A 21,993-nucleotide genomic window follows, 5' to 3' on the forward strand; every position below is an offset into this window, starting at 1 on the left:
AAAAACAACTACGATGAATAAATTTCGCTTTTCAATGCTTGCCCTAATAGCTTCAACCATGTTCCTGGTGAGCTGTAATCAAGGGGGCAACAGCTCCAACGGAGCGCTGTCGTCCAGTGCTGCGGAGAAAGTTTATGTGGCACCCGGGGAACACGATGAGTTCTACGCCTTTGTCTCTGGAGGTTTTAGTGGACAACTTTCTGTCTACGGACTTCCATCTGGAAGGTTGTTCAAGGTCATTCCGGTGTTTTCACAAGATGCAGAAAAAGCATGGGGTTACAATGAAGAAACAAAGCCCATGCTCAACACTTCCCACGGATTTATTCCTTGGGACGATTCCCACCACCCAGACATTTCCCAAACCAATGGGGAATTGGATGGTAGATTTGTATTTATCAACGGTAACAACACACCAAGGATTGCCAAAATTGACCTTAGCGTGTTTGAAACCACAGAAATCATTGAGATTCCAAACAGCGCTGGTAACCACAGTTCCGCTTTTGTTACTGAAAACACGGAGTATGTGGTAGCAGGAACCCGATTTTCTGTTCCTATTCCGCAAAGGGATATGCCCATTAACGAATACAAGGGCAATTTCCAAGGCTCACTTTCCTTTATTAGTGTAGACCCTGAAGACGGAGGAATGGATCTTTCATTCCAGGTGCTTATGCCAGGTTTCGATTATGACTTGGCCCACCCTGGAAGGGGAGCTTCCCATGGATGGATGTTCTTCTCCACATATAACTCTGAGGAGTCACATTCACTAATGGAAGTAAACGCTTCCCAAAATGACAAGGATTTTATTGCTGCTGTAAACTGGAAAAAGGCTGAGGAGTATATCAAAGAAGGTAAATTCCAGACTATGCCCGCCAATTACGCACACAATGTGTATGACGAAGAGACCCATACGGCAACTTCTACCATGAAGAAAGAAGTGAGGGTTTTGGATGCCTCGGAATTACCTGGTTTGGTTTACTTGCTTCCAACTCCAAAATCACCTCACGGTTGTGATGTGGATCCCACAGGCGAATACATTGTAGGGAACGGAAAACTGTCTTCAGATTTGACCGTGCACTCCTTTAGCAAAATGATTCAGGCCATTGAAAATGAAAAATTTGATGGTGAAGCTTATGGTATTCCAATCCTAAGCTTTGAAGATGTGCTTGCAGGTAGTGTGAAGCAGGCAGGTTTAGGGCCCCTACATACCGAATTTGATGCCGACGGAAACGGCTATACCACCTTCTTTATCTCATCTGAAGTGGTAAAATGGAAAGTGGGTACCTGGGAGGTAGTGGACAGACAGCCTTGTTACTATTCTGTGGGTCACTTGATGATTCCAGGCGGAAACTCAAGAAAACCCTTTGGTAAGTATGTCCTTGCAATGAACAAGATCACCAAGGATAGATATCTGCCAACTGGACCTGAAGTGACTCAGTCAGCACAGCTGTATGATATTTCTGGTGAAAAAATGGAACTTCTGCTTGATTTCCCTACGGTTGGAGAACCTCACTATGCTGCTGGTATAGCTGCCGATTTGGTGAAGGAAAGATCCAAGAAAATATATAGTTTGGAAGAGAACAAGCATAAGTATGCCACCACTTCCGATGCCAATGTAAGGGTAGAACGAGACGGAAATGAGGTACATGTGTACATGACCATGATCCGAAGTCATTTTAACCCGGATAATATTGAAGGCATCAAGGTTGGGGACAAAGTCTACTTCCATGTCACCAATTTGGAACAGGATTATGACGTGCCCCACGGAGTAAGTATGATCGGTGCCAATACTTCAGAACTTCTGATTATGCCAGGACAAACTGAAACCTTTGTTTGGGAACCCAAGCAAGTAGGGGTATGGCCGTTCTACTGTACGGATTTCTGTTCAGCCCTACACCAAGAAATGCAGGGTTATGTAAGAGTTTCCCCTGCCAGTTCCAACATAGAGTTGAGCTGGTCACTGGGTGAAGATTAGTTTTAGTGCAAAGTTGAATTGTGAACGAATCAGCGGGAGGGCTTCCCTCCCGCTTTTTCAAACTTAATTATCCCATCCATGAAAAAGAAAGCTAGAATCTTGATGTTAGTTGGAGCCTTGCTCCCCTTGTTGCTGTTTGTTTTCCCTTTATGGAAAATAACCTTGGAAGCACCCCAGTATCCAACACCATTGGGTATGTTCATCCATATCAACGACTTTTCGGATGCCAACCCTCACGATATCAAAAACATCAATTTGATGAACCACTATGTGGGCATGAAATATATTCCGGAAGCAATTCCGGAGTTCAAAATATTCCCAGCCGGAATCTTGATCACTACGTTTATCGGACTCCTAATTGCCTGGAAAGCCAATCACAAATGGTATTTATATTGGTTTATTCTGATGGTAGTGCTCAGCAGCGCCGGGCTTTATGATTTTTACCTCTGGGAACACGATTATGGACATGACTTGGATCCCAAGGCCATCATGAAATTTACCAATCCAGATGGATCTGTAATGGGCTTCCAACCTCCACTTTTTGGATCTAAGGATATTCTCAATTTTACAGCCCACTCCTACCCTCAATTAGGTGCAGTAAGCCTCGGTATTGGTATGGGATTATCGTTACTGGCCTATCTTTTTGTAAGAAAGGAAAATAAAAAACTTAAAATCGGTTAATATGAAAATCCATCGCGTATCCAAGGTATTTTTGCTTCTATTGGCTGTGGCAGCATTGCTCAGTTGTAATGCAAAGCCCCAAGAAATCACCTATGGTACAGATGGGTGTCACTTTTGCAGGATGACCATTGTTGATGCCCAGCATGCGGCACAATTGGTCACCAAAAAAGGGAAGGCCTTCAAGTTTGATGCTGTTGAATGCATGGTCAACTATCTAAAGGAAGTGGACTCCAATACAGTTGCCCTTTATTTATGCAACCACTATACCGAACCAAAGGAACTGATTGATGCCACCCAATCCACATTTTTAATCAGCAAATCCATTCCTAGTCCCATGGGTGCCTATCTAACAGCCTTTGAAACAAAGAATGAAGCTATGGCCACCCAAGAAAAATCAATGGGAGAATTATATACCTGGGACGAATTGCTTGTCCATCTCCACAATTAAGTCAAATCATGTACAAAATTGACAACCATATCAGAACAGAAGGATTCGATGGCCTAAAAGTGCATCGGTTAACCCAAGCGGAATCCTTGGAAGTATTGTTGATTTCTCTGGAAAAAGATGCTATATTCCCAGAACACAGTTCTCCCAAAGATGCTCATTTATTGGTTCTGGAAGGGGATATTGACTTTCGGATCAACAAGCACAATTACAGGCTTATGGAACATCAATATTTCAATTTTCCAAAGGATGAAATTCACTGGGTAAAAGCCCACAAAAATTCCAAATTCCTAATCATCAGATAAACAGGTTGTGAACGTTTGGAATAAACTTCTTTTAATACTTTTTATGGCATTTGGAGCGGCTTCCCATGGGTCAACCTTGGAAATCTGTTCCACATGCCCTATTAAATCCATCAAAGAAGGAATTGCCCAAGCCCAAGCATATGACACCCTGCTGATCAAAAAGGGCACTTATTTAGAATTTGATATCATCGTGGACAAGCCATTGACCATCATAGGTAAAGATTACCCTGTTGTTGATGGCGAAGACCAAGGGGAAATATTCACGGTTACTTCAGACGACGTTACCATTGATGGATTGTTCATCATCAATGTTGGAACAAGCTATACATCAGATTATGCAGCCATAAGAGTAGTAAAAAGCAAAAACTTCCTCATTCAAAATGTAGTCTTGGAAAAGCTTTTTTTTGGTATTTATCTGGAAAAATCCACTGACGGCCGAGTGTTTCACAACAAGATTATTGGAGATGCTGTGGAAGAATTTAACTCTGGGAACGGCATACAACTCTGGTACTGCAACAATGTATCCGTTGAGCAGAACATTGTCCAGCATGTAAGGGATGGAATCTATTTGGAGTTTTCCGATCAGATAGTCATCAAGAACAATATCAGTACCAATAATGTACGTTACGGCCTTCATTTTATGTTCTCCAATGACGATTTATACCAAGACAACACCTTTGAAAATAATGGTGCCGGAGTTGCCGTAATGTTTTCGAAGAAGATAAAAATGTACAATAACACCTTCAAGAAAAATTGGGGTGCCGCTTCCTTCGGAATGCTTTTAAAGGAAATCAACGACTCTGAGATTATTGGCAATACGTTTGAAGAGAACACCGTAGGTATCAGCATTGAAGGTTCCAACCGTATTAACTATAAGGAAAATGACTTTGTGAACAATGGGTGGGCATTGAAAGTCCGCGGGGCCTGCTACGGTAATGTTTTTTCATCCAATAACTTCCTGTACAACTCCTTTGATGTTTCCTATAACAGCAAATTGAACGACAATTCTTTCAGTGGCAATTACTGGAGCAACTATACGGGTTATGATTTGGACAAGAACGGGGTTGGCGATGTGCCCTATAGACCTGTAAAACTCTTTTCGTACATTGTCAATAGAACCCCTGAAACCATTGTATTGCTGCGTAGCCTTTTTATGGATATCATCGATTTTTCCGAAAAAGTTTCTCCAGTTTTCACTCCAGATAATTTAAGGGACAATAGTCCATTAATGAAAAAACTGCAATGATCCAAGTAGCTAACCTTCACAAAAAATTTGGTAAAACCCAAGTTCTGGACAAGCTTGATCTAGACATAGATGGTGGCGGTATTTTTGCCATTCTCGGGCCCAACGGTTCAGGAAAAACCACCTTGATCAAAAGTATTCTGGGCATGGTGATCATGGATAAGGGAAGCATTTCAGTACTGGGAAGTGCCATCAAAACCAATTGGAACTATCGCAAAGAAATCAACTACCTTCCGCAGATTGCCAATTTCCCAGGCAATCTCAAAGTAAGGGAACTGATCAAGATGATCGTAGATCTTAGGCAAAAACCCAACAGGGCGGATGAACTCATTGAGCTGTTTAAGCTAGAGGACTTCCTGGATAAAAAATTGACCACCCTTTCCGGTGGCACTAAACAAAAAGTAAATATTGTCTTATCCTTTATGTTTGATTCCCCACTGCTTATCCTGGATGAACCCACCACCGGTTTGGATCCCTTGGCCTTGATCAATCTCAAAAAATTGATTCAGGAAGAAAAGAACAAGGGCAAAACCATTTTGATTACCTCCCATATCCTCCAATTTGTGGAAGAAGTGGCTGACGAAATCATTTATCTACTTGAAGGGAAAATATATTTTAAAGGCAGCCTAGCCCAATTAAAGAGCAAAACAGAACAAACAGACATTGAACACGCCATTGCGGCCATTGCAACCCAGCCTCAACATGCTTAAAATTCTAAAATATAGTTTTTACGACCTCATGCGCAGCCGTTGGAGCTATGTGTACTTTATTTTTTATCTATTGCTGGGTTTCGTCCTGCTTTTTTTGAACAATGATGTAAGCAAAGCGGTAATAACCTTGATGAACATCATCATTGTCTTGGTGCCTTTGATTGCTACCATATTCGGCGTCATGTATTACTACAATTCCAAGGAATTCACCGAACTCTTATTGGCACAACCCATCAAAAGAACTTCCATTTTTTTAGGACAATATCTGGGGGTTTCGGGCTCCTTGGCAATGAGCTTGGTGTTGGGATTGGGTATTCCCTTTACCCTTTACGGTTTATTAAAGAGCAATGCAATCTGGGATTTCTCGCTCCTTTTGGTGACAGGAGCGTTTCTCACCTTTATATTTACCGCTTTGGCCTTTAACATTGCGTTATCCAATGAAAATAAAATTAAAGGGTTTGGGTATGCCGTACTCTTGTGGTTGTTCTTAGCAGTGATCTATGATGGTATTTTTCTGATTTCGCTGATCATTTTTGAAGAATATCCCTTGGATACTTTTTCCTTGGTATCCACCATGCTTAATCCCATTGACCTTTCACGCACCTTGATTCTTCTAAAACTGGACATTTCAGCATTATTGGGATATACTGGAGCCGTTTTCAAGAAATTTTTTGGGACTAATTTTGGATTTTTTGTCTCCATGGGTGTCTTGATGGTCTGGACGATACTTCCTATTTGGAGCATGGTTCACAAGGCAAAAAGAAAAGATTTTTAGCGCCCTACTTCCATCGTTTTTTGTCACTAATTTTAGTTTAGCTGTCAAAAAGCGAAAAAAACGCAGCTGCTTCATCATATTTTTATACTTTGTTGGACAAATACTTCCAACCCATGCAAATAATTGAAAATTCCACGGTCTATGATGTGATTATTGTAGGCTCGGGTGCCGGCGGCGGAATGGCTACAAAAATACTTTCCGAAGCAGGATTAAAAGTAGCCGTAGTTGAAGCAGGCCCCTATTTTGATCCAGCCGATCCAGAACAAATGACCCAATTGAAATGGCCACATGAATCGCCTAGGCGTGGGGCCAGCACCGTTAGACCCTTCGGGGATTTTGATTCTGCCTATGGCGGATGGGAAATTGAAGGGGAACCCTATGTTAAAGAAGAAGGTACTGACTTCAAATGGTTCCGTTCAAGAATGCTAGGAGGGAGAACTAACCACTGGGGCAGAATTTCCCTGCGTTTTGGCCCTAAGGATTTTAAAAGAAAGAACATTGATGGGCTTGGAGACAATTGGCCCATTGGCTACGATGATGTTAAGCCTTACTACGATAAAGTAGATAAGCTAATTGGGGTTTTTGGCACCAATGAGGGTTTGCCCAATGACCCGGATGGTTTTTTTCTTCCACCTCCAAAACCAAGGTTGCACGAACTTTTCTACATCAAAGGAGCAAGAAAATCCAACATTCCAGTTTATCCATCCAGAATGTCCATGCTAACCAAAAAAATAAATAACGATAGAGGTGTATGCTTCTATTGCGGGCAATGCTCCAGAGCGTGTCAGGTATATGCGGATTTCTCGGCAGGAACATGTTTGATATTTCCAGCTCAAAAAAATGGTGGACAAATAGATTTATTTGTCAATTGCATGGTCAGGGAAGTCACAACAAACGAAGAAGGAAAAGCTACTGGTGTTTCCTATATCAATAAAGAGGATCGCAAGGAATACAAACTCAGAGGGAAAATAGTGGTTTTGGCTGCCTCGGCCTGTAGTTCCGCTAGAATACTGCTCAATTCCAAAAGTAGCCAACATCCCAACGGTTTGGGGAATAGCAGTGATATCGTGGGTAAATATTTGCATGATTCAACGGGAACCAACAGAATGGCATTTGTTCCCGACTTGATGAACCGTGAGACCTACAATGAAGACGGTGTGGGCGGAATGCATGTATACACCCCCTGGTGGTTGGAAAATGAAAAACTGGATTTCCCTAGGGGATACCACATTGAAATGTGGGGTGGTTTGGGCATGCCCAGCTACGGATTTGGATTCAATGTGAACGATTTTAATTCCTTCTTTGGATTACCTGTGGGTGGATACGGAAACGGACTGCGGAAGGATATCAAAAAATACTACGGCTCCGTAATTGGAATGGCGGGCAGAGGTGAGTCCGTTGCCCAAAAAGACAACTACTGCGAGATAGACCCTACCAAAGTGGACGAATTTGGCGTTCCCGTCCTCAAATTCAATTATAAATGGACAGACCATGAGATCAAGCAGGTAAAGCACATGCATGATACGTTTGAGGAAATCATGCATAACATGGGAGGCGAACCTTTGGGCGGAAAACCAGGCAAGGATACCAATTATGGTATTTTGGTGCCAGGTGAAATCATTCACGAGGTAGGTACAACCCGAATGGGAGACAATAAGAAAACCTCGGTGGTCAACAGCCACCAACAACTGCACGATGTAGATAATGTTTTTATTGTTGATGCAGGCCCGTTTGTATCCCAAGCGGATAAAAATCCAACCTGGACCATTTTGGCCCTCTCCTGGAGAACATCAGACTATATTGTAGAGCAACTTAAACAACAAAATATTTAACCATGGATAGAAGAAAAAGTCTAAAGTCAATACTCCTTGGAGGTGTGGCCAGTGGATTGGCAGTCCATGGATGTAGCCCTAAACCGGAGGCAGCTGAGGAGGAAGCCTTGGCCATTAAGAAATATGCCTATGGGAGAACACCTAAGGAACAGGAAGCCATTGAGGAACTTTTGTCCGAAACTTTTTTCAATGCGCACGAAATGACCACCATTGCTGCCCTATGCAACCTGATTCTGCCCGCAGAAGATGGGTTCAAAGGAGCACTGGATGCCGAAGTTCCTGATTTTATTGAGTTCATGGTCAAGGATATTCCAGACTACCAACCTACACTTCGTGGGGGCTTGATGTGGCTAGATCATAAATGCAATACAGAATTCAATATGGAATTCATTGCGGCTTCAGTGGAGCAACAGAAGAGCATTTTGGATACCATTGCGTTTCCAGACATCACTGTTCCTGAAGCTGAAAGGCCTTTGGAGATCCAATTCTTCTCCTTGATGCGAAACCTGACCCTCACCGGATATTACACTACCAAGATTGGGATAGACGAACTGGGTTACAAAGGGAATTCGCCCAACGTTTGGGATGGAGTGCCAGAGCATGTGCTTCAACAACACGGAGTTTCGTATGATGAGGACTGGTTGGCCAAATGTGTAGATCAAAGCAAGCGTGGTACCTTGGCCGAATGGGATGAAAATGGAAATTTATTGACCTAATCAAAAAAGAACCCAAGCTTGCATGGCAAGCCAATTTTTACCGATATTTGCGCTCACATTTTTCAGTGCAATTCCTGAACGCCCACGTGGTGGAATTGGTAGACACGCTACCTTGAGGGGGTAGTGTTCGAAAGGACGTGCTGGTTCGACTCCAGTCGTGGGCACAAAACCGCATTTTATGCGGTTTTTTTGTTTCCAACACCTCCTATACAATGTTCTCAACCGACATTCAATCCCTAAATTACTCCTAAAATTTCCGCTCATTTATTAGGATGGCTCCATTTTAATTGTAAATTTGTTTAACCTTTACTTGAAAAAGATGAACAATGTAAAAAAATCTTTCAGCATTCGAGACATGGAAAATTTGTCTGGAATTAAGGCTCACACCATCCGAATCTGGGAAAAGAGATACAATTTGTTTAGTCCTGAACGAACAAGTACCAACATTAGGACGTATAGTTTAGCCAGCTTGCAAAAGCTGTTGAATGTTACCCTGTTGTACAATAACGGATATAAAATTTCAAAAATTGCCAAACTGGAAGAAACCAAGATTCCAGTTTTGGTGCGGGAAATTGTTTCCAATACCAGTGAAAAAGACCATGCAGTCAATGCATTTAAGCTGGCCATGGTCAATTTTGACCAAGTCCTTTTTCTCAATACATATAACAGCCTTTTGGCGGATCGTTCCTTTAAGGACATTTTCAGTGAAGTGTTGATTCCACTATTGAACGAATTGGGACTCCTATGGCAAACGGACACCATTAGCCCGGCCCATGAGCATTTTATTTCCCACTTGATCAAACAAAAAATCCATATCAATACGGAAAAACTGCAGATGCTGGAGCCCACCAAAAAGGATAAGGTTTTTGCTTTGTTTCTTCCCGAGAACGAAATTCATGAAATTGGATTGCTCTATCTCAATTATGAAATCAATTTGAGGGGCTATAAGTCCATTTATTTGGGCCAGACCATGCCCATTGAAAATTTGGTGGACTTGCTCAAGTATTACGACAATGTCCATTTTGTAAGTTATTTCACGGTCTCCCCTACCAAAGATGATTTATCTGCCTATTTCAAGGAGTTTTCAGAGACCTTGGGCATGTCGAGCAATTCTAAACTTTGGGTCCTGGGACATCAAATAAGGTACATTACCGATGAAGAAATTCCCCAACACATAAGGACCTTCAATTCCATTGACCAGATAATGGAATCCATCTAAAAACCAGTCCTATGAAGGTCATTGTCATTGGTTCTGGTTTCTCTTCCCTATCCGCGGCCTGTTATCTGGCTAAAGCTGGTCTGGAAGTGGAAATTCTGGAGAAAAATGCTACGGTTGGAGGCAGGGCCAGACAATTGATCAAAGAGGGGTTCACTTTCGATATTGGTCCCAGTTGGTATTGGATGCCGGACATTTTTGAGAAGTTCTTTGCAGATTTTGGTAAAAAACCATCGGATTATTACCATTTGGAAAAGCTAAGTCCGGCCTATAAAATTTTCTTTAAGGACGATAGTGTTACCATTGGTGATTGTATGGACCAAATTTGTCTTGAATTTGACCGTATTGAAAGCGGCAGTGGAAATCATTTACGAAGTTTTATCAAAAAAGCCCAGGAGAATTACAATATTGCCATTAACAAAGTGGTCTTAAAGCCCGGTATTTCCCCTTTTGAGTTGGTGACCAAGGATACAGTCTTACGGTTGGACCAATTTTTTAAAAGCATAAGTCAAGAGGTTCGGAAGCGGTTTGAAAACCCCAAATTGATCTCTACTTTAGAGTTTCCCGTGTTGTTTTTGGGCGCCAAACCCAGCAAGACCCCTTCTTTTTACAGCTTTATGAATTTTGCGGATTTCGGTCTGGGAACATGGCATCCCAAGGGTGGCATGTACGAAATCATCAAGGCCATGGTACAGTTGGCCCAAGAACTTGGGGTCAAAATTAGAACCAATCACCCTGTGGATAAAATTTTGGTTCTTGATGGAAAAATCTGTGGTGTCCGTAGCAATGGTACCAACCTTACTTCGGATTATGTGATAAGCGGTGCTGACTACCATCATTCCGAAACCTTGTTGGATAAAAAATATCGGCAATATTCCGAAACCTATTGGGATTCCCGTACTTACGCTCCCTCTGCCCTTTTGTTTTATGTGGGATTCGACAAAAAATTGAAAAACGTCTATCATCATAATCTCTTTTTTGACACGGATTTTGAACGGCACACCCAGGAAATTTATGATGATCCCCAATGGCCCAGTGACCCTTTGTTCTATGCCAACTTTCCTTCCATCACAGATGGAACCATGGCTCCAAAAGACAATGAGACAGGATTTTTCCTTGTTCCCATTGCACCCAATTTAGAGGACACTGCGGAACTAAGGGCTCAATATTTTGATATTGTGATGGATAGATTTGAATCTTTGACAGACCAAGAAGTAAGAAATTCAATTATCTTTAAAGAGAGCTTCTGTGTTAAAGATTTTATTGAGCAATACAATTCCTATAAGGGCAATGCCTATGGAATGGCCAATACGCTGAAACAAACGGCTTTTTTAAGACCAAATCTTAAAAGTAGCAAGGTAAAAAACTTGTATTTCACAGGTCAGCTTACGGTTCCCGGCCCAGGAGTACCGCCGTCCTTGATTTCTGGAAAATTAGTGGCAAATCTGTTAACCAAAAACTTAAAATGATGAAATCTATTTTCGATGATGTCTCCGGGGATTGCAGTAAGATTGTTACCAAGACTTACAGCACTTCCTTTGCTTTGGCCACAAAAATGTTGGCACCCTCCATTCGAAAGGACATCTACAATATTTATGGGTTTGTGCGTTTTGCGGATGAAATTGTGGACACTTTTCACGATTATGACAAAGAGGTTTTGTTTGATCAGTTTGAAAGGGACATGGAACTGGCCTTGGAGCGAAAAATTAGCCTAAACCCCATCTTGAATTCCTTTCAGCACACCTATCACAAATACGATATTCCCCATCATTTGGTAGTGGCATTCATGAACAGCATGCGCTTGGACCTCACCAAGAAAGACTATCAGAGTTTTGAGGAATACAAAGGGTACATCTATGGGTCTGCAGATGTAGTTGGACTTATGTGCCTCTGTGTTTTTGTAAACGGAGATCAGGCCAAGTATGAGGAGCTCAAGGAATATGCCATGGCTTTGGGCTCGGCCTTTCAAAAAGTAAACTTTCTGCGTGATCTAAAAGCGGATTTTGAAGATTTGGAGCGCACCTATTTTCCCAACACCAACTTGAGGGAGTTGGATGAAGCCTCCAAAAAACGGATTGTGGATGAGATTAGAGCCGATTTTGCCATGGCCTACTCAGGAATTCTCAAACTTCCCAAAGAAGCCAAATTTGGGGTATATACCGCCTACAGGTACTATAAAAAATTACTTCAGAAACTACAGAGTACGCCTCCCTTGGAAATTAAGAACACCCGGATTCGTGTTCCGGATTATCAAAAATTGGGACTTTTGGCCCAATCTTATGTAAATTATAAACTTCAATTGCTCTAAATGAAGATTGTCCTTTGGATATTGATCTTTTTAGGAACTTTTTCCTTTATGGAATTTATGGCCTGGTTCACGCATAAATATGTGATGCACGGCTTCCTATGGAGTTTGCATAAAGATCATCACAAAAAGGACCACGGCTCTTGGTTTGAGCGCAATGATGCCTTTTTTATTTTCTATGCCATTGTAAGTATGGTCTGCTTCTACTTGGGAGCGGAAACAGAATTTTGGTATGGCTGGCCCTTGGGCTTTGGCATTTTGGCCTATGGTATTGCTTACTTTATGGTGCACGATATTTTCATCCACCAACGTTTTAAATGGTTCAGGAACGCCAATAACTGGTATGCCCGAGGAGTTCGTCGCGCCCATAAGATTCACCATAAACATTTGGGTAAGGAAGATGGGGAATGTTTTGGGATGTTGGTAGTACCTTTCAAATACTTCAAGAAATAGACTCACTCGGCCAGCAACTGATCCAACATCTCCCTAGTCTCTTCGGAATCCCAATGGGCGGCTCCAATTTCCCTAACAACAATAGCTCCAGATTTATCCAATATAAAGGTTGCAGGAATGCTTCGTGAGACGAACAAGTCGGGCGTACGGGAAGCTTCAAAATACACGGGAAGCTCAAATTCCCGCTTGGCCAAAAAAGATTGCACCTTTTCCTTATCGTCATTGGCAACAAATGCGAATATCACTTTGTTCTTATAAGAGTCGTGAAGTCTGTCCATGCTAGGGAGTTCTGCAACACAAGGAGGGCACCAAGTAGCCCAAAAATTGACCAAAACCACTTTTCCGCGGGTATTTTCAAAATTGAGCTGGTTGCCATCCAAATCCACCAAGTTCCAGTGGTAATTTTCCAAAGTTTCCCGTTTATCTTCAGCAATAACACCAGCATTGCCCGAAAACAGTTTGCCTGTCAAAACACGAAGATGAAAACCAATGGGAGTAAATAGAATTAGGATAATGGCCAAAATCCAGATTCCATTGCTAATTTGTTCCTTGCTCAACTTCATAGTAATTCCACTATTCAGCTATCAAAGTGTCCAGCAGCGTGTACACTTTATCATTGCTCCAATCCGCACTCTTCTCTTTGTAAATGACAACATTACCCGACTTATCTATCAAATATGAAGCGGGAACCACATCGGGATTTATGGGCATTTTTTCACCAATGATCAAATAGGTCACTGGAAAGGTGTATTCATGTTTTTCCATAAATTCCTCCACCGGAGGTCTATTCTCATTGGTTATGATATAGAAATCCATCTTTCCCTTGTAAGCATCGTACATTTCTTGGATACTGGCAAGCTCTGCTTCACTGGGCAATCGCCATGAGGCCCATAAATTGATGAAGACCACCTTACCCTTGGATCGTTCAAAATTGAAAAAATTCCATTCGGCATCTTTCAATTTCCAGTCATAGTCTCCCAGTTTTTCCCTTTGGGAAACCTCAATAATAGGTGGTGAAGAAGCAAAAATCCTATTTAGCAGCACTTTGCCATAGTGACCTGTGGGGCCAAAAAAAAAGGAAAGCACAAAAAGAATCAGAATAAGGTTGATGATAGTCTTTCTAGTTCCTTTTTTCATTTCGATGGGTTTGTCTCAAAACTAAAAAACTCCTGACATAAAATCAGGAGTTTTTCATATTTAAAGCAAAACTATTTTAAGCATTTTCCTTTTTGATCATATTCAAGGCAGAACCCTCCTTGAACCAATCAATCTGGGAAGCATTATACGAATGGTTTGCAATGATATTGTCTTTGCTACCATCAGCATGAACCACTTCCAAGGTTAAGGGCTTACCTGGAGCAAAATCAGCAATATCCACAAAATTGAAGGTGTCGTCCTCTTGAATTAAGTCGTAATCGCTTTCATTGGCAAAAGTCAGAGCCAACATCCCTTGCTTCTTCAAATTGGTTTCATGAATCCTAGCAAAAGATTTCACTAAAACAGCAGCAACTCCCAAATGTCTTGGCTGCATGGCCGCATGTTCCCTAGACGATCCTTCCCCGTAATTATGGTCTCCCACAACTATGGTTCTTATCCCCTCCTTCTTGTACGCTCTTTGCGCATCTGGAACCGCTCCATATTCTCCTGTAAGCTGGTTCTTTACAAAATTGGTCTGCTTGTTAAAGGCATTTACGGCACCTATCAATGTGTTATTCGCAATATTGTCCAAATGCCCTCTGTACCTCAACCAAGGTCCAGCCATGGAAATATGGTCCGTAGTACATTTACCAAAAGCCTTGATCAACAATTTTACACCTTGCAGGCTCTCTATGGAAATAGGAACAAAAGGCTCCAACAACTGCAATCTTTCAGAAGTTGGCGACACCACTACCTGAACTCCACTTCCGTCTTCCATGGGAGCAATGAATCCAGCATCTTCCACAGCAAAACCTTCAGGTGGCAATTCATAGCCTCTTGGTTCATCCAACATCACTTCTTCCCCATCCTCATTGATCAATTTATCCGTTACGGGATTAAAGTCCAGTCGACCCGAAATAGCAATTGCGGTAACCAATTCTGGCGATCCCACAAATGCAAGGGTATTTGGGTTTCCATCGGCACGCTTGGCAAAATTTCTGTTGAAGGAGTGCACAATGGTGTTTCTAGGCCCTTCCGCCGCCTTGTCTCCATATCTGTCCCACATTCCTATACATGGGCCACAGGCATTGGCAAATACGGTTGCCCCAATACTGTTGAAGGTATCAATAAATCCATCACGGTCAATAGTATATCTTACTTGTTCCGATCCCGGAGTGATCGTGAACTTGGATTTGGTCTTTAAGTTTTTATCTGCAACTTGCTTAGCCAAGGATGCCGCTCTCGAAATATCCTCATAGGAAGAGTTGGTACAAGACCCGATAAGACCTACCTCCACATTCAAAGGCCAGTCATTGGCCTTAGCGGCCTCACTCATTTGGGAAATTGGCGTAGCCAAATCCGGAGTAAACGGACCGTTCAAATGAGGTTCCAAGGTACTTAGATCAATTTCTATAAGCTGATCAAAGTATTGCTCTGGATTTGCATATACTTCAGGATCCGCTGTAAGGTGTTCTTTCACTTCCAATGCGGCATCCGCCACATCCGACCTATCGGTTGCACGCAAATAGCGGTCCATGGATTCGTCATAACCAAAAGTAGAGGTGGTTGCCCCTATTTCGGCTCCCATATTACAGATGGTTCCCTTACCAGTACAGGACATGGCGGTGGCTCCTTCCCCAAAATATTCAACAATGGCCCCTGTTCCCCCTTTTGCGGTAAGAATACCGGCAACTTTTAGAATTACATCCTTGGGAGCGGTCCAACCCGATAGTTTTCCAGTCAATTTTACACCTATCAGTTTTGGAAATTTCAATTCCCAAGCCATTCCCGCCATTACATCAACAGCATCAGCACCACCAACTCCAATGGCTACCATTCCCAAACCACCGGCATTTACGGTATGGGAATCGGTTCCAATCATCATACCACCCGGAAAAGCGTAGTTTTCCAAAACCACTTGGTGGATAATTCCTGCTCCAGGCTTCCAAAATCCAATTCCATATTTGTTGGATACGGATTCCAAAAAGTTGAATACCTCATTACTGGTTTCGTTGGCACGTTTCAAATCCGTTTTGGCATCGACTTTGGCTTGAATAAGGTGATCACAGTGCACTGTTGTGGGCACGGCAACCTTGGGTTTACCGGCATGCATAAACTGCAACAAGGCCATTTGGGCGGTTGCATCCTGGCAAGCTACCCGATCGGGAGCAAAATCCACATAGTCCTTGCCCCTTGTAAACTGTTTTGTGGGTGTTCCTTCCCACAAATGGGAATACAATATTTTTTCAGCTAGGGTCAACGGTTTTCCCACTAAGTCGCGGGCCTTCTCGATGCGCTCACCCATGGAGGCATACACCCCCTTGATCATGTCAATGTCAAACGCCATTCTGCAATTGGATTTAAGATTTTTGTAATTCGGCTAATTTACTAAAATACCTACGATTTAGGAATTAGAATTTAGCAAATAAGTCGAGGGAAAATTGTATTTATAACAATTCCAAGATGATTTTCTCCTCAGAAATGCCTTCGGCCTCCGCTTTGTAGTTTTTGAGAATTCTATGGCGAAGAATTCCCATGGCCACCGCTTGGACATCTTCTATATCCGGTGAGAATTTTCCATGGATCGCAGCATGTGCTTTTGCCCCCAAAACCAAATTCTGGGATGCCCTAGGTCCTGCTCCCCAATCTACATAGGTGTTTACAAAATCTGAGGTGTTTGGCATTCCAGGACGGGTCTTGTTTACCAAGTTTACCGTGTAGTCTATGACATTATCGGGTACAGGAATTCTCCTCACCAAATGCTGAACAGCCACAATTTCTTCGGCGTTAAAAAGCGAATTTATTTCTGGATGCTCATCTGAAGTGGTGGACTTCACAACCTGGATTTCTTCTGCGATGGACGGATATTTGAGCTCGATTGCAAACATAAATCGGTCCAATTGTGCTTCCGGTAAAGGATAGGTTCCCTCTTGTTCTATTGGGTTTTGGGTTGCCAATACAAAATAGGGCATGGCAAGTTTATGTTGCTCCCCTGCAATGGTCACCGCCTTTTCTTGCATGGCTTCCAATAACGCAGCTTGGGTTTTAGGTGGGGTACGGTTAATTTCATCCGCCAAAATGATATTGGCAAAAACGGGTCCTTTGATGAACTTAAAATTTCTGTTTTGGTCCAATACCTCACTCCCCAAAATATCGCTGGGCATTAAATCCGGGGTAAACTGGATTCGTTTAAAATCCAGACCCAGGGTTTGGGCAATGGTGTTTACCATCAAGGTTTTGGCCAAACCAGGAACCCCTATCAACAGCGAATGCCCACCGGTATAAATGGAAAGTAAAATTTGCTCGATCACCTTTTCCTGGCCAACAATGACCTTGGCAATCTCATCTTTTAATTCTTGATGTTTTTTTACGAGACTTTCTACCGCTGCAACGTCTGACATGCACTTACTCCTTTACCCAGTTGTTTGCAAAATCGCACTCCCTGTTTTCGTTGTTAACATGGATGTAGGTGTCTTCAATGTGCTCGTTCATCCACTCTTTTATGGCCTTGAACTGCTTTTCACGCAAGGCCAATTCCTGAATTTTGAGATAATCCTTTGCAAAGTCTGCTTTGTGCTCGTCATAACGATTGGAAATCTTCATGATCTTGAATTTGGGAGGGCCTCCCCTGGGATCATCTTCCTTTATGGGTCTGGAAATTTCTTCGTCCTTTAGATTTCGTACCTGATTGTACAACGCGGGATCCATATTGGTCAATTCAAACCGTGATCCATAGTTGATCGGGTTTCGGAGTACACCACCATCATTTTTGGTCTCTTTTTCATCGGAAAAGTTCAGGGCCGCCTCTGCGAAAGTGTATTTTCCGTCCATGATGTGCTGGCGAATACTGTCCAGTTCCTTGACGGCAGCATCAATGGCACTTTGCGGAATTTCAGGAATCATTAAAATGTGCCTAAGATCCAGTTCCTGTCCCCTTATTTTTTCAATGAAGATGATGTGGTATCCAAACGGGGATTCAAAAGGTTCTGATATTTCCCCTTCCTGTAGGCTAAAGGCCACATCCTTAAATTCCTTAACGAATGGGGTTTCCCTGGTCATACTATAAAATCCTCCTTTGGACTTGGAACCTGGATCCTGGGAATAAAGAATGGCTTTTACATTGAAACTCGCATCGTTGTCCTCCACATCCTGCTTGATCTGTTTCAAACGGTCTATGACCTTTTGTTTTTCCTCTTCGGGTGCCGTAGGTTGTTTTACAATCTGGGCAATTTCAAGTTCCGCTCCAAAAACAGGCAATTCATCTTCGGGAATCTTGCTAAAGAACTGCCTCACCTCTTCAGGGGTCACCTCAAGCTCCTCTACAATACTGCTCTGCATTTTTTCGGATAGCATGCGCAATTTATTGATTTCAAAGAGTTCTTCCCTAAAACTTTCGATATCAGGTTTCTTATAGAACTTGAGCACTTTATCCATAGACCCAACTTGGGCTACCAACTGCTGAATCTGTCTATCGCTTTGAGCATTTACTTGGTCATCGGAAACCAGTAAACTATCCTGAACCGCCTGGTGGGCATATAAACGATCTTCCATCAACTTACCTAAAAGGCTGCACTTGGTGATATCTTCGGTAGATGCCCCTTGACTTTTTAAATCGATCAAGGTTTTATCTACATCGGAATCCAAAATCACGTAATCCCCAATTACCGCTGCAATTCCATCCAACTTTACCCGCTTAATAGCCTCCGTTGAATCCGTTGTGGCCTGCAAAGCCTGATCAGCATCCTGTGCATTAAGGATTCCGGCAATTGCAAAAAACAATAGGCCAAATACTTTTTTATTCATCTTTTTCATATACCTCAAATTCGTTCTTCTTTATGGCTTCGTCAATTATTTCAGTTTCCAGCTTTCTTACGTATTGCATTCTCCTACGATTCAAAATCAGCTGTCTAATATCAGGTAAAATATACTCAAAAGGAGCTATATCATTAATTTCCAGGACATCAGTAACCTGTCCCAAATATACCTCCAAGGAATCCTGTAATTCAAAAAATTGTGATTTTTTTAAGTAGTCCTCTTCGTTCAAAGGAGTTAGGGGCGGGATTTCCTCCATTACACGGGAGGTACGTACCCAGATAGAATCATTAAAATGGATTTTCTTGAACTGCACCGCAATGGAATCCAGATATAAACGATCCTCCTCACTCCATGCTTTCATTCTCGAAACCACATCATCCTTGTCCAAAAATTGGGCGGGCAGGCCAACGAATCGCAGTTGAACCAGTTTTTCGCCCAGCTTAAAATTCTCTTTCTCCCTTTCGTAGTATTGTCTAAGCTGTGTAGTGGAAACAGCCGTATCTTGCTCCTTAAACACCAAAGCTTCAACATACGCCCTAGTATATAAATCGGACCTGTAATCGGAAACCAGGCGATCAAACTCTGCCAACTTTTCCTCGGGCAGGTTAATCTTGGACTTGGATAGCAACAACTGTTTGGAAGCCCAATTATTAATGTAGTTGGTCACGAATAACGCACTATCCTGGGGAGACATGTCATCCTGAATCAAAGGAGCCACATCTTCCCTGTACAAAAATTCCTCTCCTACTCTGGCCAAGGGTTCTTTTTCCACTTTTTGCCTGAAAAGTGAATCGCAGGAAGTGAGAACCAACAAGCCTGATATCAAAAATGAGAATAAAGAATGCTTTTCAAAACCATGCATTGCGCAAAAATAACAATTACTTAAACCCTTACAAGCAGGTTATATACCTGTTAACAGATTTTTATTAGCCAATCCCCTCTATTTAATTTATTACATTAGTAGCAGAACCAATACCGATGAAATACACTTGTGAAATTACGATTGATCTTCCACGGGATGCGTTTATTGAAAAATTGGACAATCCCGATAATATGAAACATTGGCAACGGGGGCTTTTGGCCTATGAACATTTATCTGACAAACCTGGTACAAGAGGTTCCCAGATGTCCTTGCGATATAAAATGGGAAAACGGGAGTTTGAAATGGTCGAAACTATTTTAAAGCGCAACCTTCCGGATGAATTCCACATGACTTACGATACCAAAGGGGTACACAACATCCAAAAGAACTATTTTAAGGAAGTTGATGAAAAAACCCAATGGGTTTCGGAAAGTGAGTTTCAGTTTTCCGGTTTTGGCATGAAATTGATGGCTTTTCTAATGCCTGGCGCATTCAAAAAACAGTCCTTAAAGTATCTGGAAGATTTTAAGGCTTTTGCAGAAACAGGAAAATCAGTTCTTGACAATGGATAAAGTACTGGATAGAAAAATCAAGCTCATTTGGGATTTTAGGGGACCAGGGGCAGCCCGAACAGCAGAACACTACCGCAAACATCTGGAAGAATTTATTGTGATCGAAGAGCTCAAGTTTGACATTACGGGACATAAGCATTTGAGCCCCACCCACAGCATCACCTTTATGGTGGTTGCCGAATTTGAGCTACCAGAAGTAAAGGACATTCTAAAACCCCACAGGGGAGAAGTGTATTTGGATGGATACTAGAATTTCATTCTTTGTTAGGGTAACAGCCGCATTTCTATTGCTGACGGGGATTTTCCTTTCTTGTGAGGGAAATTCCAAAGGAAATGTGGTCGATGCGGTTCTTGCATCAGATAACCCCAAAATTAAAATGGTGATGGACAGTTTGGAGCAGTTTGAGGTGCAAATAAGATATACCCAAATAGACCGCTCTCAGGACAGCGTTGTTTTTACCGATTACGACTTTCAAGTGGATGAAGACAACTATTTTTATCCGGCCAGTACAGTCAAGTTTCCAGCTGCAGTAGCCGCTCTGGAAAAAATCAACGAAATTGATTCCCTTTCCGTAAACACCCGCTTTTATGTGGAAGGAGATTCCGTGGAGACCACTTTTGCCAAGGCGGTTTCAGAGATTTTTGCGGTTTCGGACAATGCGGCCAACAATCGGTTGCTGGAGTTTTTGGGACAGGATCAGTTGAACCAACGAATGCAAGAAAGGGGGGTGGAACCTATCCGAATTGCGCACCGCCTTTCCACTTCAAATGCTGACGAAATCACCACCAAATCCTTGGTCATATACCTCAACGATTCTACCACATCGCTCAGCCAACCTATCATAAACACATTTCCAGAGGAACTTGCCATAAAGCGCGTCCATAAAGGAAGTGGGTACTACGATGATGAGGGACTCCAAAATGGCGCCTTTGATTTTTCCTTGAAAAACTATTATCCGATAAAAGCCCAACACGCGCTATTAAAACGAATCATATTTCCTGAAAGTTTTGTTGTGGAAGAGCGTTTCAATCTAAGCTCCGAGCAACGGCGGCTTCTACTTGATGCCATGTATATGCTTCCTGGGGATGTGGGGTACGATTCGGAGAAATACTATGACAGTTATGTAAAATTCTTCATGTTTGGAGATTCGACAGATCCCATTCCAGATCACATTAAAATCTACAACAAAGTGGGTTACGCCTACGGTACCTTGACCGACTGTGCCTACATTATAGATGAGCAAAACGACATTGATTTTCTGGTGACTGCGACCATTTTGGTCAATAAAGATGGTATCTTTAATGATAATGCCTACGAATACGACGAGATTGGAATCCCATTTTTAGCACAAGTGGGAAGGGAACTTTATCAACAAGAATTAAAACGGAAAAGATGAGCCAACTTACATTTGACAGCTTCACCAAGAAGATTTATATAAAGTCCACCATGGAAAAGCTCTACTGGTGCTGGGGTACTGAAGCTGGAATTTGCTCCTGGTTTTTACGTTCCGCAGTGTACACATCCACCAGCGGAGAACGGCGTAAACCGGAAGATCAGTTTCAAGCTGGGGACAGTTACACTTGGATGTGGCATAACTGGGACGGAGAGGAAAAAGGAACAGTCCTGAAAGCGAATGGAAGCGATTTCTTGGAAATCTCCTTTGCGGACAGCAAAGTTTCTGTCTCATTGGAACAGCATGAAACCGCAGTATTGGTCAGTTTAAAACAACACCAAATCCCTACGGATGAGACCAGCAAGCTCAATATACATCATGGGTGCAGCAATGGATGGACTTTTTGGCTGGCCAACCTAAAAGCCTATTTGGAGCATGGAATTCTATTGAATGAGACTGAATTCGATTTACGGAACATTCCTCTTTCTGGCTACGAGTTTGTAAATATGTAGCCCGTAAATTACATCCACATCACCTTATTCCCGAGCCATATTTATCTG

General features: G+C 42.3%; 23 protein-coding genes and 1 tRNA gene. 18 read left to right on the top strand and 6 right to left on the bottom strand.

The genetic code is table 11. From position 1 onward, the window contains the following. Positions 1 to 13 precede the first annotated feature (13 nt). From nosZ to ACRHOZ_RS18015, 14 genes are all read left to right on the top strand, one after another. On the top strand, positions 14 to 1,972 hold the full coding sequence (gene nosZ, locus ACRHOZ_RS17950) for a Sec-dependent nitrous-oxide reductase (RefSeq protein WP_431128587.1): 1,959 nt from the start codon (positions 14 to 16) through the stop codon (positions 1,970 to 1,972). Positions 1,973 to 2,050: 78 nt separating this feature from the next. Continuing rightward, on the top strand, positions 2,051 to 2,653 hold the full coding sequence (locus ACRHOZ_RS17955) for a hypothetical protein (RefSeq protein ID WP_431128590.1): 603 nt from the start codon (positions 2,051 to 2,053) through the stop codon (positions 2,651 to 2,653). A 1-nt stretch (position 2,654) separates the two neighbouring features. Continuing rightward, positions 2,655 to 3,101, top strand: coding sequence for a nitrous oxide reductase accessory protein NosL (locus tag ACRHOZ_RS17960; RefSeq protein WP_431128593.1), 447 nt, complete (start codon positions 2,655 to 2,657; stop codon positions 3,099 to 3,101). Positions 3,102 to 3,109: 8 nt separating this feature from the next. After that, a complete protein-coding gene (locus ACRHOZ_RS17965) occupies positions 3,110 to 3,403 on the top strand; it encodes a cupin domain-containing protein (protein WP_431128596.1) in 294 nt (97 codons plus the stop codon). Between the two features lie 43 nt (positions 3,404 to 3,446). Continuing rightward, on the top strand, positions 3,447 to 4,649 hold the full coding sequence (locus tag ACRHOZ_RS17970) for a nitrous oxide reductase family maturation protein NosD (protein ID WP_431128599.1): 1,203 nt from the start codon (positions 3,447 to 3,449) through the stop codon (positions 4,647 to 4,649). After that, entirely contained in the window at positions 4,646 to 5,356 is a 711-nt protein-coding gene (locus ACRHOZ_RS17975; RefSeq protein ID WP_431128603.1) for an ABC transporter ATP-binding protein, read from the top strand. Before ACRHOZ_RS17970 ends, ACRHOZ_RS17975 begins: the two co-directional genes overlap by 4 nt. Next, the gene (locus ACRHOZ_RS17980; protein ID WP_431128606.1) at positions 5,349 to 6,131 is read left to right on the top strand and encodes an ABC transporter permease; all 783 of its coding nucleotides are present in this window, start codon (positions 5,349 to 5,351) and stop codon (positions 6,129 to 6,131) included. The genes ACRHOZ_RS17975 and ACRHOZ_RS17980 overlap by 8 nt, the downstream gene beginning before the upstream one ends. 113 nt (positions 6,132 to 6,244) lie before the next feature. Beyond that, positions 6,245 to 7,963, top strand: a complete 1,719-nt coding sequence (locus ACRHOZ_RS17985) for a GMC family oxidoreductase (protein WP_431128609.1) — start codon at positions 6,245 to 6,247, stop codon at positions 7,961 to 7,963. A gap of 2 nt (positions 7,964 to 7,965) precedes the next feature. Beyond that, positions 7,966 to 8,679 carry a gluconate 2-dehydrogenase subunit 3 family protein gene (locus ACRHOZ_RS17990; protein ID WP_431128612.1) on the top strand — a complete coding sequence of 238 codons (714 nt, stop codon included), beginning with the start codon at positions 7,966 to 7,968 and terminating at the stop codon, positions 8,677 to 8,679. 80 nt (positions 8,680 to 8,759) lie between these two features. Then, positions 8,760 to 8,843, top strand: a tRNA-Leu gene (locus ACRHOZ_RS17995). A gap of 155 nt (positions 8,844 to 8,998) precedes the next feature. Continuing rightward, a complete protein-coding gene (locus ACRHOZ_RS18000; RefSeq protein WP_431128615.1) occupies positions 8,999 to 9,898 on the top strand; it encodes a MerR family transcriptional regulator in 900 nt (299 codons plus the stop codon). An 11-nt stretch (positions 9,899 to 9,909) separates the two neighbouring features. Then, positions 9,910 to 11,364 carry a phytoene desaturase family protein gene (locus ACRHOZ_RS18005; protein WP_431128618.1) on the top strand — a complete coding sequence of 485 codons (1,455 nt, stop codon included), beginning with the start codon at positions 9,910 to 9,912 and terminating at the stop codon, positions 11,362 to 11,364. Continuing rightward, positions 11,364 to 12,203, top strand: coding sequence for a phytoene/squalene synthase family protein (locus tag ACRHOZ_RS18010; protein ID WP_431128806.1), 840 nt, complete (start codon positions 11,364 to 11,366; stop codon positions 12,201 to 12,203). The genes ACRHOZ_RS18005 and ACRHOZ_RS18010 overlap by 1 nt, the downstream gene beginning before the upstream one ends. Next, positions 12,204 to 12,653: a beta-carotene hydroxylase gene (locus tag ACRHOZ_RS18015; RefSeq protein WP_431128621.1), complete on the top strand. Its 450-nt coding sequence runs from the start codon at positions 12,204 to 12,206 to the stop codon at positions 12,651 to 12,653. Between the two features lie 2 nt (positions 12,654 to 12,655). Here the strand turns inward: ACRHOZ_RS18015 and ACRHOZ_RS18020 are convergent, their stop codons facing one another. From ACRHOZ_RS18020 to ACRHOZ_RS18045, 6 genes are all read right to left on the bottom strand, one after another. Further along, positions 12,656 to 13,216, bottom strand: a complete 561-nt coding sequence (locus ACRHOZ_RS18020; RefSeq protein ID WP_431128624.1) for a TlpA family protein disulfide reductase — start codon at positions 13,214 to 13,216, stop codon at positions 12,656 to 12,658. A 10-nt stretch (positions 13,217 to 13,226) separates the two neighbouring features. Then, positions 13,227 to 13,790, bottom strand: coding sequence for a TlpA family protein disulfide reductase (locus tag ACRHOZ_RS18025; RefSeq protein WP_431128627.1), 564 nt, complete (start codon positions 13,788 to 13,790; stop codon positions 13,227 to 13,229). Positions 13,791 to 13,866: 76 nt separating this feature from the next. Further along, on the bottom strand, positions 13,867 to 16,137 hold the full coding sequence (locus ACRHOZ_RS18030) for an aconitate hydratase (RefSeq protein ID WP_431128630.1): 2,271 nt from the start codon (positions 16,135 to 16,137) through the stop codon (positions 13,867 to 13,869). Between the two features lie 100 nt (positions 16,138 to 16,237). Further along, the gene (locus tag ACRHOZ_RS18035) at positions 16,238 to 17,191 is read right to left on the bottom strand and encodes an AAA family ATPase (protein ID WP_431128633.1); all 954 of its coding nucleotides are present in this window, start codon (positions 17,189 to 17,191) and stop codon (positions 16,238 to 16,240) included. A 4-nt stretch (positions 17,192 to 17,195) separates the two neighbouring features. Continuing rightward, positions 17,196 to 18,602, bottom strand: coding sequence for a peptidylprolyl isomerase (locus tag ACRHOZ_RS18040; RefSeq protein ID WP_431128636.1), 1,407 nt, complete (start codon positions 18,600 to 18,602; stop codon positions 17,196 to 17,198). Then, positions 18,586 to 19,377: a peptidyl-prolyl cis-trans isomerase gene (locus ACRHOZ_RS18045; protein ID WP_431128639.1), complete on the bottom strand. Its 792-nt coding sequence runs from the start codon at positions 19,375 to 19,377 to the stop codon at positions 18,586 to 18,588. The genes ACRHOZ_RS18040 and ACRHOZ_RS18045 overlap by 17 nt, the downstream gene beginning before the upstream one ends. 206 nt (positions 19,378 to 19,583) lie before the next feature. On the opposite strand from ACRHOZ_RS18045, the gene ACRHOZ_RS18050 reads away from it, so the two are divergent. The 4 genes from ACRHOZ_RS18050 to ACRHOZ_RS18065 are packed head-to-tail and all read left to right on the top strand — an operon-like array spanning position 19,584 to position 21,945. Beyond that, entirely contained in the window at positions 19,584 to 20,039 is a 456-nt protein-coding gene (locus ACRHOZ_RS18050) for an SRPBCC family protein (RefSeq protein WP_431128642.1), read from the top strand. Continuing rightward, complete coding sequence (locus tag ACRHOZ_RS18055) at positions 20,032 to 20,289, top strand: hypothetical protein (protein WP_422350600.1); 258 nt, start codon at positions 20,032 to 20,034, stop codon at positions 20,287 to 20,289. Before ACRHOZ_RS18050 ends, ACRHOZ_RS18055 begins: the two co-directional genes overlap by 8 nt. Continuing rightward, the gene (locus tag ACRHOZ_RS18060) at positions 20,279 to 21,436 is read left to right on the top strand and encodes a serine hydrolase (RefSeq protein ID WP_431128645.1); all 1,158 of its coding nucleotides are present in this window, start codon (positions 20,279 to 20,281) and stop codon (positions 21,434 to 21,436) included. Before ACRHOZ_RS18055 ends, ACRHOZ_RS18060 begins: the two co-directional genes overlap by 11 nt. Further along, complete coding sequence (locus ACRHOZ_RS18065; protein WP_431128647.1) at positions 21,433 to 21,945, top strand: SRPBCC family protein; 513 nt, start codon at positions 21,433 to 21,435, stop codon at positions 21,943 to 21,945. Before ACRHOZ_RS18060 ends, ACRHOZ_RS18065 begins: the two co-directional genes overlap by 4 nt. Positions 21,946 to 21,993 lie beyond the last annotated feature (48 nt).

This window comes from Flagellimonas flava, assembly GCF_050617915.1.
GTDB lineage: Bacteria > Bacteroidota > Bacteroidia > Flavobacteriales > Flavobacteriaceae > Flagellimonas > Flagellimonas flava_A.